Below are 8,348 nucleotides of genomic sequence, written 5' to 3'. Positions count from 1 at the left end.
AACATCAACCACTCCAGCGATGTTCGTGCCGCAATGACATACATACACTCCTACCTTGGCCATCTTTACCTCCTTAAGATGTGAAGTAAGTTCACAAAAGTTTCCGTCAGACCGGATACCTTCAAGTATTTTTGTCAGTGTGTAGACACACCCCATGGAAAGTTTTCAATCAAAGCCTTTTTTGGTTCAGGAACGATCCTGCTGTAGCCATAGGCATACGAAATAAAAGCTGTGTTACTCTTTCTGAATTATTATTACGTTAAAATAATTTTAGTGTCAAATAAAAATCAATTATTTTTTTTCGTGTAACGGTGGATGGGTGGATGGGATGATGGGGTTATTTTAATGTTGGATGTTTAATGCTTAATGTTGAATGAAAAAGAAGAGAAAAGGGCGTATTGAAGAGGAAGCTCTGAAGTAGAGAAAATGAGAAGTTAGGTGGGGTGGGTTGGTTAGGTGAGTGAGATGAGTAGGTAGGATGGTCAGTGGATATGGGATTCCATAGTAGAATTTTCCCCTGATTGCCGCCAGATTCTGGATTATTACCACTGCACAGAGTTTCTGAACAGGTTTGGTTCCTAAATTATGACAAAATTTTGCTAAACATGAACAAAAAAAGAGAAAACAATCAGCAGATGGAATACCAAAATTAAGGCTTCTCAAAAATTAGTGCAAATAGCGGGTGCGTCCGATCGTATGGGATAACGACTCTACAGTGCTATTGAGTCTGTGGCCAAACCTTACTCAGAGGACAATTTTTCATATTTTTTTCAATCCTGATTTCTTTCATGCTGGTGCAAATGCCTGGACCCATCTAAGGCTTGCTTACGGGCAGAGCATAATGGGGCATTTAGGGTAAGCGAATATTCTTTTTATTGTCGCTAGCTATGACAAATAGTCCCAAGATATTTAGCTTTGTCGCCCCGATGCTCTGCTTATCCGCAAGCTTCGCCAAGATAGCTTACCCAGCCCTTTGCAATGCTTTCAAGAAACCAGGATTTTCAATCTGGTGGTCAGGATGGGGTTTGGCCACAGACTCTATTATCTGTAACCTAGAGCTGTCATTGCTTCCGGGGAGAGAATATATTCCAATTGATCTTTGGGGATAAGATTTTTTTCCCGGACTATTTCTAGCACGCTCTTGCCCGTTTTTTGTGCTTCTTTGGCTACTGATGTTGCCTGCTCGTAGCCGATGTAGGGTAAAAGCGCGGTTATTAGGCCTGGGCTGTGATGAGCATAGTGGGCGCAAATTTCTTTGTTGGCAGAAATTCCCTGAATACACTTTTCCCGGAAAATTTTATTGGCCTGAATCAGCAGGCTTAAAGACTCAAGGAGGGCATGGGCTAGAAGTGGCAGAAATGGATTTAATTCAAATTGTCCATTCTGACATACTTGAGTCACAATAAAATCATTGGCCATGACCTTGATGGCTACCTGGCCCACTGCTTCGCAAATAACCGGATTGACTTTGCCTGGCATGATGGAAGAACCGGCCTGGACCTCTGGCTGTTTTATCTCCCGCAAGCCTGCTAAAGGGCCAGAAGACATTAACCGCAGGTCAGAGCTAATTTTAAACAAGTTGACAGCATGGGCTTTTAAAATGCCAGAGACTTCTACAAAGGCATCCATATTCTGGGTGGCGTCAACCATGTTTTCAGCACGTGCAAGGCCAAAGCCTGTTTGTTCACGCAACTTTTCAATTACCAGAAATATGTATTTTCTTGGCGCTGTAAGGCCGGTACCAATAGCTGTCCCTCCTATATTCACTACCCGCAGTCTTTCTTCGCATTTAAATACTCTCCATCTATCCCTGGCAATGGCCTCGGAAAACGCGGAAAACTCTGCCCCCAGGGTCATGGGAACAGCATCCTGCAGTTCAGTGCGCCCAATCTTGATAACATCACGAAATTCGTTTTCTTTGTCTTGTAAGGCGGCCTGTAACTTGGCAATCTTTTTTTCCAGGTCTCGCAGAAGGCTAATGGCAGCTATTTTAATTGCAGTGGGATAAACATCGTTGGTTGATTGATGTAAATTGACCTGGTTAATGGGGTGAACGAGTTTATAGTCGCCTTTTTCACCTTCCAGGATTTCAATTGCCCGGTTGGCAATAACTTCATTGATGTTCATATTGGTAGAAGTTCCTGCGCCGCCCTGCAGGGCATCGACCACGATCTCCTCATTCAGTTTTCCAGAGCAGACATCCTCGCAGGCAGAAATTATAGCCTCGCCTGTTTCTGGTTTCAGGTAGCCCAGTTCCAGATTGGCCCTGGCACAGGCCTGTTTAACCAGGCCCATGGCCCGGATCAGTTCCGGGTGAACATTTAGGCCGGATAAGGGAAAGTTTTCTTTTGCCCGAAGAGAATGAATCCCAAAATAAGCATCTCGGGGTATCTTTTTTTCGCCTAAGAGATCGTGTTCAATGCGTATCATTTAAAGCACCTTTGAAACTTTTTTTGCAAAGGGAATTAGCTCGTCCAGCAAAGCCCGCCTTTTTTCTTCCGAGATATCACCTTCCCAGAAAACAGTGATTTTTTCGGTCAAAGTTCTCTTTTCAGGTCGCACGAACATCTCTTCTCCATGGCCAGCCAGAAAGTGGTTGCGCCTGCCCAGCACTTGAGCAAAATATACCCTGCTCAGACCAAACCGCGCACACACCTCTTTGGCCTTTTCCTCTAATAGTTTTTTGATTTCGTTCATATCCTGCATCTCTTGAGAGCCTGTGGCCAAACCCTTTAACTAAATTTAAGTTTCGTGGTTTATTTTATGCTGGTACACTTTTAAGTTGAGTAAGGTGAGTAAGGAGGGTATCAATAATGCCTTACTCAACCTATTCAACTACTTACACACTCAACCACTCAACTAAACTACAAATGCTGATCTCTTTCCCCGGCCTCTTCTTTTTGCAGTAGCTCTTTGACCTGCTTCGCTGCCTGGGGCACGTGTTCATCCAGCCATTTTAAGTAGTTGGGGATAATCACTTTTTCCCCGATTTCTTTTACTCTGGGCGAGGCATAATCCAGGAGGTATTCTTTAAAAGTAAGGATGCCATTGCCAATACAAAAGTTTTTAACAGTTGCATGCTTGGCCAATGGCATAAAATTGTCACCTGTGCGGCCTTCACGGTAACAGGCAGTACAAAAAGAAGGTAAATATCCATCTTTGCACAAATCATAGATGAAGTCGTCCAGGCTACGAGTGTCCTGAATAAGAAATTGCTGCTTGTCAGGAATATGCTCTTTTTTCATCTCAGCATATCCACCAACGGCAATTCTGGTACCGGCATCCATCTGGGAAATTCCGCCTTTTTGTATAAGGTCCCTTCGCAGGGCAGGAGCTTCTCTCGCGGTTAAAATTGACCCTGTATATGGGCACATCAGGCGGATAATAGCGACTATTTTTTTAAAGTCTTCATCATCCACAAGATAGGGAGAGTTTGAGGTGATAGGAGTGTTTACTGCGTGTTCCAGGCGTGGGTAAGAAATGGTATGAGAGCCTACGCCGAATTCTTTTTCCAGAGACATGGCATGATAAAGTAGCCCCAATAACTCAAAACGCCAGTCATAGAGCCCGAACAAAGCCCCGATAGCCACATCATCAATGCCTGCCTGCAGGGCCCGGTGCAGGGCGAATTGTCGCCACTTATACTGGCCCTTGAGAGTGTTGGCAGGATGCATTTTATGATAAGTCGGATGATGATACGTTTCCTGAAAGACTTGATACGTGCCAATGCCCACAGCCTTTACTGCCTCGTATTCATCGACAAACAAAGGTGGAGCATTGACATTGACCCGTCTAATCTCTCCTTTTCCATTTTTTATACTGTATATTTTTTCTATGGTTTTACACATGAATTTGTAGTCACTTGCAGGGTGTTCTCCGTAAACGACAATAAGCCGTTTCTGGCCCATGCCGGTGAGGACTTTTATTTCCTCTTCCAACTCTTCCATGGTTAATGTTTTTGTGTGAACTTCCTTGTTGCTGTGCCTGAATCCGCAATAGGCGCAATTATTTACACAAGGGCTGGAAATATAAAGGGGCGAAAAAAGCACAATCCTGTTGCCATAGACTTTGCACTTGATCCAGTTGGCAGCTTCGAAAATAGCCTCCCATAGCTCTGGATCTTGCACGTTGGTGAGAGCACCTACTTCTTCGGGAGAAAGCATGGCCCCGGTTAGGGCATTTTCTTTTGCCTTGGAAACTATTTCCAGGATTTCTTTTTTATCCGGATTTTTTTTCTCTTCAATGATTTTCGATATGTTATCATCATCGATGAAATCCTCCCAGGGACAATCTTCTTCCCATTTCTTGATTCTGGCCAACCGTTCTTCTCGCCATTCCTTTTCTTTTGCGCTCAGCATATAGAAACCTCCTTAAAAGTGAAAAATATTAGCTCAAGGCCGAAAGTATTTATGTGCCTGTGGTCGAACCTGTTTATCAGATTAATTTCCATGGTTTATTCCAGTCTTAGTTTCTTTCATGCTGGCACAAAGACTTGGACCCATCTAAAACTTGCTTGCGGATAGAGCATAATGGGATATTGTAAATAAGCAGACACTCTTTTTATTATCGATAACCATGGTTAACATCGCAAAGTGTTTAGCCCATTCATCCCGATGCTCTGTTTTCCCGCAAGCTTCATTAAGATTGGGTTACCCAAGCCGTTTGTAATGCATTTCAGAAACCAAGACTTTCAATCAGCGGTTTAAATAGGCGTTGGTCACAGAATCTTAAGGGTTGTATGGTTGAGCAGGCAGCTAGGCCAGCAACAACAACTACAACCCTTTCAACATTATCACTGTTACTTTGTTATTAAAATGGATTTGACTTCTACCTGAGGAATCATGCCTAGTTTGCCGGTGAGGGCACCTATTTGATCTGTATTGGCTTCAACGATTAAGGAAATTACATTTACCTTTTTCTCGCGATAAGGCACTCCCATACGCCCAATAATCATTTCGCCGTATTCAGTTAAAATCTCGTTGACTTTAGAACTGGAAGATTTCCTGTCCTTGACGATGATGGCTATTACGCCCATTCTTTTGTTCATTTTAACCCTCCAAAAAATAAAACCCGACCAAAGCAAATGCCTGCAGGCCGGGTAGAAAGCGAGATTTATTCACACTAACCCTTGGGTTCAGGCTTGCACCCTTCCCGCAGGCAAAGGTTTACTTTTCGATAACCCTAGAACATTAACATGCTCCCTTGCAGCAGCTTGAGCCGATAAATCGGCTCAAGCTTACTGCTAGTTGTTGTTGATAGAAAACCGTTTTCCTGTAGCTGCCTTTTTATTATTTTTATTGCTCTGCGCATGGCCTTGCACATTTCTTTAGAGATAGAGGGTCTGCCTGTCTCCTTGGGCTGGATGAAGATAAAAAGAAGCTTTTCAGGGAATCCATTAGCCAGTTCAGTCCTGGCCAGGGCTTGAGTCAGGGGTCTGATCGTTTTTGATTGCTCTGTTAACCAGGTGAGGTTTTGCCGGAAGGTCTTATAGTTCCAGCAAAGGATGCGCCCCGGATTTGCCCCCAGGCAGAGCCCCTGGACAATAATGGCCAAACTTGCTTTGTAGAACCAGACGTCCGCTTTTATTGCCTCTTCAGCCAGGTAGGCGAGGCGGATGTTGTCGCCCAAGTTATCCTGTGCGAGGGCTTCCAGAATATAGCATCCAACCCCCATATCTCCGTCTAAAATGTTGCCGAGACCGATTATAGATATTTCGCACATATTCGATATTGCATATAAAAATCATAATCGTATTACGATTTGCTTCGACCTTAGGTAAAGGAAACGAACTTGGCAAGCTTTTTTTAAAAAAATATTTTTTTTGTTTTCTTTCTATAAATTTTTGTTGACCTTCTTGACAGATAAATTTTTATTTTTTATGCGCAAAATTATAAAATTTTATAAATGATTTAATTTTTTTTTGGTTTTAATCCAGGCAAACGAGTTTGGGGCTAATTTAAGATTACTGAGGGTCAAGGGGGTGTAAATTGAGAGCTTCGAGAGCCAACCTTCAGGCTCTAAACTCAAATTTGGTAAGGGCATTTTTTATTTTTAGGACGCATCCTAACGGAGGAGGGTATCATGTCCGGATGCAGAGCCAAAACGGCACCTAAACTTACGCCGGTAGATTTATCGGCGATAATACCAGAGGAGGAGGGGACCATGAAAAAAATGGAAGATGTGATGTATCTGACCAATGCCCCGAGAAGTGAGGACCCGGACAATATTTATTTTGTCCAGGTGGATCTCACCAAGTGTCAGGGGTGTGGAGTGTGTGAGGAGCATTGCCCCACCGGCGCTATTCAGGCCATTAATGATGATGGCATTCACCAGGTAGTCAGTCCGGCAGCGTGCATGAATTGCGGGCAATGTTTGCTCAATTGTCCTTACGGCGCTATCTATGAAGGCGTTTCTTATGTGGACGAGATTTTTGAAAAGTTGAAAGATCCGGACACGATAGTTGTGTCTATGCCTGCCCCGGCTGTTCGCTATGGCCTTGGAGAGTGTTTTGGCTATCCGACAGGCACGTATGTAGGGGGCAAGATGCATGCTGCCCTGAGGAAACTTGGTTTTGATTACATCTGGGACAACGAATGGACCGCAGACGTAACCATCATGGAGGAAGGTACAGAGCTTATCGAGCGGGTTAAGCATCCAAGCAAGGACAAGCCATTACCACAGTTTACGTCATGTTGTCCGGGGTGGGTCAAGTTTTGTGAGACTTTTTATCCTGATCTCTTGCCCCATCTTTCCACATGTAAATCCCCCATAGGGATGCTTGGCGCTCTGGCCAAAACATATGGCGCCCACGAGACGCATATCCCTGGCCAGAAGATTTACACCGTATCTATCATGCCATGTATCGCCAAGAAGTACGAGGGGCTCCGACCAGAGATGGCCGATAGTGGCTTTAAAGATATTGATGCCACTATAAATACCAGGGAACTGGCCTACATGATCAAAAAGGCAGGAATTGACTTTAAAAGTTTGCCCGACCAGGAACCTGACCCTGCACTAGGTATGTCCACGGGTGCTGCGACAATCTTCGGCACCAGTGGCGGAGTTATGGAAGCAGCTCTTCGCTTGGCTTACGAGGTTTTATCCGGTCAAAAACTTGCTAACCCTGACATAAAAATTGTGCGTACCCATGAGGGCATTAACACCGCTGACATTAAGGTTCCGAATTTCGGAACAGTCAAAGTGGCTGTTGCCAGTGGACTTCAGAATGCCGCCAAACTCTGCGAAGAAGTTCGGGCTGGCAAGTCTCCCTATCACTTTATTGAGATTATGACCTGCCCTGGCGGTTGCGTAAACGGTGGAGGACAGCCTTTGGATCCGGATATTCGCGAAGAAGCTTCACTGTTTAAGTGCATGATTGCGAAGATAAATAAGAGATACAGAATGCGAAAAGTTTGTTGTTAGGAAGGAGGGTAAACCATGAAAAAAATGATAAAGATGACCAGACGCAGTTTTCTTAAGGCTGCAGGCATTGCTACCGGCTATATGGTCTTGGGGTTTAACATGACCAAAGAGGCCGTAGCCGCAGCCATGGAGTTCGTGGCCTTGCGTCAGAAATCTGTTTATGAAGCTGATGCCAAAATCTATAAGATCAGAAAGTCACAGGATAATCCCATGGTTAAAAAGCTCTACGATAAAAAGCATGGCTTTTTGCATGAAGGACCATGCGGACATATGTCTCACCGCCTTTTGCATACCAATTACTATGATCGTAGCGCCAGGGTTAAGGCCTTGAAAGAGAAGGGTATTGAGTTGGCCCTTTAATTTTATTCAAATAGAGCAGCCTGAGGGGAGGACTAGTTGTCTGAACCAAAGGGCGTTTTTCTGCATCGCGATTTTGTTAAAGTTTGTTAAAGATAGATTCTTTCCCCTGCCTGTTTGCCCTTTCCTTTGTACTTTGAGATAGATCCAGGATTCAATAATAAGTCCCGTACCAATAACTGATATCATTGACTCAACTTTCCGGGTTAAATGGAGAGCACATTTTTTCAATTGTAATGCATTTTAGAAAAAGTGCTTTCCAAAAGCGTAGAAGTTATGGTGTTAGACAGCTAGGGAAGTTGAGAGCCTGGGCTCTAACCTTTTTATCAACTTAATTGTCCTGGTTTTATTTCAGTCTTGGTTTCTTTCATGCTGGTACAAAGACTAGGACCCATCTAAAACTTGCTTGCGGATAGAGCATAATGGGATACTTTGGGTAAGCAAATATTCTTTTATTACCGATGGTTATGGTCAACATCGCAAAGTATTTAGCCCATTCATCCCGATGCTCTGTTTTTCCGCAAGCTTCATTAAGATTGAGTTACCCAAGCCGTTTGTAATGCATTTCA

Annotated in this window: 7 protein-coding genes; 2 read left to right on the top strand and 5 right to left on the bottom strand. The window is 43.8% G+C overall.

What is annotated here, in order from left to right:
* Positions 1 to 1,041: 1,041 nt before the first annotated feature.
* The 5 genes from KFV02_RS09220 to KFV02_RS09200 form a co-directional block, all read right to left on the bottom strand.
* Positions 1,042 to 2,430, bottom strand: coding sequence for an aspartate ammonia-lyase (locus tag KFV02_RS09220; protein WP_252381258.1), 1,389 nt, complete (start codon positions 2,428 to 2,430; stop codon positions 1,042 to 1,044).
* Positions 2,431 to 2,697, bottom strand: a complete 267-nt coding sequence (locus KFV02_RS09215; RefSeq protein WP_252381257.1) for a hypothetical protein — start codon at positions 2,695 to 2,697, stop codon at positions 2,431 to 2,433.
* Positions 2,698 to 2,864: 167 nt separating this feature from the next.
* Positions 2,865 to 4,358: a [FeFe] hydrogenase H-cluster radical SAM maturase HydG gene (hydG, locus tag KFV02_RS09210; RefSeq protein ID WP_252381256.1), complete on the bottom strand. Its 1,494-nt coding sequence runs from the start codon at positions 4,356 to 4,358 to the stop codon at positions 2,865 to 2,867.
* Positions 4,359 to 4,798: 440 nt separating this feature from the next.
* Positions 4,799 to 5,047: a TM1266 family iron-only hydrogenase system putative regulator gene (locus tag KFV02_RS09205; RefSeq protein WP_252381255.1), complete on the bottom strand. Its 249-nt coding sequence runs from the start codon at positions 5,045 to 5,047 to the stop codon at positions 4,799 to 4,801.
* 134 nt (positions 5,048 to 5,181) lie between these two features.
* On the bottom strand, positions 5,182 to 5,721 hold the full coding sequence (locus KFV02_RS09200; protein ID WP_252381254.1) for a hydrogenase maturation protease: 540 nt from the start codon (positions 5,719 to 5,721) through the stop codon (positions 5,182 to 5,184).
* 360 nt (positions 5,722 to 6,081) lie between these two features.
* Between KFV02_RS09200 and KFV02_RS09195 the strand changes: the two genes are divergently transcribed.
* Both KFV02_RS09195 and KFV02_RS09190 read left to right on the top strand, forming a co-directional pair.
* Positions 6,082 to 7,422, top strand: a complete 1,341-nt coding sequence (locus KFV02_RS09195) for a [FeFe] hydrogenase, group A (protein ID WP_434800290.1) — start codon at positions 6,082 to 6,084, stop codon at positions 7,420 to 7,422.
* Between the two features lie 15 nt (positions 7,423 to 7,437).
* Positions 7,438 to 7,782 carry an iron hydrogenase small subunit gene (locus KFV02_RS09190; RefSeq protein WP_252381253.1) on the top strand — a complete coding sequence of 115 codons (345 nt, stop codon included), beginning with the start codon at positions 7,438 to 7,440 and terminating at the stop codon, positions 7,780 to 7,782.
* Positions 7,783 to 8,348 lie beyond the last annotated feature (566 nt).

Source organism: Desulfovulcanus ferrireducens, assembly GCF_018704065.1.
In the GTDB taxonomy this organism is placed as follows: domain Bacteria; phylum Desulfobacterota; class Desulfovibrionia; order Desulfovibrionales; family Desulfonatronovibrionaceae; genus Desulfovulcanus; species Desulfovulcanus ferrireducens.
Note: the sequence above shows the minus strand (reverse complement) of the source record. Positions and strands in the feature narration are given on the sequence as shown.